At 26.8% G+C, this 220-nt stretch carries 1 protein-coding gene; it reads left to right on the top strand.

The window, feature by feature from the left end:
- Positions 1-11: 11 nt before the first annotated feature.
- On the top strand, positions 12-220 hold a 209-nt coding region (locus tag AC0B4N_RS04325), incomplete at its 3' end, for a hypothetical protein (RefSeq protein ID WP_465102602.1).

Below are 220 nucleotides of genomic sequence, written 5' to 3'. Positions count from 1 at the left end.
AAGAGACAACATTGCTATTAAAAAAATATTATAAACAAATTAAACAAAATGAAAAACAAAGACAAGTTTTGGGTCTAAAGAAAAATTTAGAATTTGGTGAAATTGTTGAAATCGATGCTCAGCTTGAACCATATTTAAAAAATAATAAACCATTCTATCTTTATCATGCAATTGATGTTGCCACTGGAACATTATTAGCAGCATGATTTGAAGAACAAGA

This window comes from Mycoplasma sp. 13536 (assembly GCF_055523495.1).
The sequence above is the reverse complement of the archived record's forward strand: the minus strand, read 5'-3'. Positions and strand labels throughout refer to the sequence as shown.